The 2,281-nt window shown below is 75.9% G+C and carries 1 protein-coding gene; it reads right to left on the bottom strand.

The genetic code is table 11. From position 1 onward, the window contains the following. A partial coding sequence (locus tag G3I65_RS35575) for a type I polyketide synthase (protein ID WP_160699974.1) occupies window positions 1-2,281 on the bottom strand: 2,281 nt, incomplete at both ends.

Here is a 2,281-nt window from a genome sequence, read left to right as displayed (position 1 = left end):
CGCCAGACCGCCTTCAGCCCCTGGAACACCGGCCCGTACTCGAACCCGCGCTCGGCCGCGCGCCCGTAGACGTCGTCGAGCGGCACCGGCTCGGCGTCCGCCGGGGGCCACAACGCGAGACCCGCCACGGGGACGACGTCGCCCGGTGCGGCGAACCCGGCGGCGTGCCGCGTCCACTCGCCGAGCAGGTCGTCTTCCGGCCGGGAGTGCAGCGTGAGGGCCCGGCGGCCGTCGTCCCCGGCCGCGCCGACGGTGAGCCGGAGCAGCACCGCGCCGTCTGACGGCAGCACGAGCGGGGCTTCGAGCGCCAGCTCTTCCACTTCCGCGCAGCCGGCTTCCGCGGCGGCGTGCAGCGCGAGTTCGACGAACGCCGTGCCCACGAGCAGGACCGTGCCGTGCACGGCATGCTCGGTCAGCCACGGGTGCGACCGCGCTGAAAGCCGTCCGGTGAACAGGAATCCGCCGTCGTCGGGCAGCTCGACGGCCGCCCCGAGGAGCGGGTGGCCCGCCGCCGCCAGCCCCGCCGAACCGAGGTCCGCGACGGCGGCGGTGGCCGGGAGCCAGTAGTGGTCGCCGTCGAACGGGTAGGTCGGCAGCGGGACCGTGTGCGCGCCCTCGAACGCCGTCGCCCAGTCGGCGAGCACGCCGCGCACGAACGCCTCGGCGATCGACCGCAGCATCCGCGGGCGGCCGCCGTCGTCGCGGCGGAGCGAACCGACCGCCACGACCTCGCGGCCCGCGTCCTCCGCCGTCTCCTGCACGGCGGTGGCCAGCACTGGGTGCGGGCTGCACTCGACGAAGACGCCGTGGCCGTCGGCCAGCAGCTTGCGGGTGGCCTGCTCGAACTCGACGGTCTGGCGGAGGTTGCAGTACCAGTAGCCGGCGTCGAGCTGGGTGGGGTCGGCCGGGCGGCCGGTGACGGTCGAGTAGAACGGCAGCTCCCCCGCCCGCGGCCGCACCGGCGCGAGGACTTCGAGCAGCCGTTCCTCGATGGCTTCGACCTGCTCGGAGTGCGACGCGTAGTCGACCGGGATCCGCCGGGCGCGGACGCCGTCGGCTTCGCACCCGGCCAGCAGCCGCTCGAGCGCGTCGGCCGGCCCGGAGACGACGACGGAGTTCGCCCCGTTGGCGGCGGCGATCGCCAGCCCGGTGCCCTCGATCCGCGCGGTCACCGCGGCGACCGGCTGCGCCACCGACACCATGCCGCCCCCGCCGGCCAGGCGCAGCAGCTCCCGGCTGCGCACCGCGACGACCATGGCGGCGTCCTCAAGGGACAGTGCACCGGCGACGCACGCCGCCGCGATCTCGCCCTGGCTGTGCCCGAGCACGGCCGCCGGTTCGACGCCGTGGGCGCGCCACACCGCGGCCAGTGAGACCATCACCGCCCACAGCGCGGGCTGCACGACGTCGACGCGCTGCAACGCGGCTTCGTCGGACAGGACGTCGAAGAGCTTCCAGTCCACATGGGACGCGAGAGCGTCCGCGCACTCGGCCATCCGGGCCGCGAACACCGGTTCGGTGTCGAGGAGTTCCTGCCCCATCCCGGCCCACTGCGAGCCCTGGCCGGGGAAGACGAACACGACCCCGCCCGCGCCGGACGGCGTCCCCTCGACGACGGCCGGGTCCGGTTCGCCCGCGGCCAGCGCGGCCAGCCCGCGCCGCAGCTCGTCCCCGTCCCCGAGGACGACGGCGCGGTGCTCCAGCACGGTCCGCGTGGTGGCCAGCGAGAACCCGACGTCCGCCGGGTCTCCCTCGATCCCGCTGAGCTGCGCCGCCCGGGCCCGCAGCGCGCTCCCGGTCTTGGCCGACAGCACCCACGGCACCACCCCCGCTGCCTGGCTCGGGGTGCGAGCGGGAGCCTCCGGTGCCTCCTCCAGGATCACGTGCGCGTTCGTGCCGCTCACCCCGAACGACGAGACCGCCGCCCGCCGCGGCCGCTCCCCCGCGGGCCAGGCGCGCGCCTCCGTGAGCAGCTCCACCTCGCCCGACGCCCAGTCGATGTGCGGCGACGGCTCGTCGACGTGCAGCGTCTTCGGCAGCACGCCGTGCCGCAGCGCCTCGACCATCTTGATGACACCCGCCACCCCGGACGCCGCCTGCGCGTGCCCGATGTTCGACTTGACGCTGCCCAGCCACAGCGGCGCGCCGGAGCGCGACTGGCCGTACGTCGCCAGCAGCGCCGACGCCTCGATCGGGTCGCCCAGCTCGGTGCCGGTGCCGTGCGCCTCGACGACGTCGATCTCGGCCGGCGTGAGCCGCGCGTCCGCGAGCGCCCGGCGGA

The organism is Amycolatopsis sp. SID8362 (assembly GCF_010550475.1).
GTDB classification, from domain to species: domain Bacteria; phylum Actinomycetota; class Actinomycetes; order Mycobacteriales; family Pseudonocardiaceae; genus Amycolatopsis; species Amycolatopsis eburnea.
Note: the sequence above shows the minus strand (reverse complement) of the source record. Positions and strands in the feature narration are given on the sequence as shown.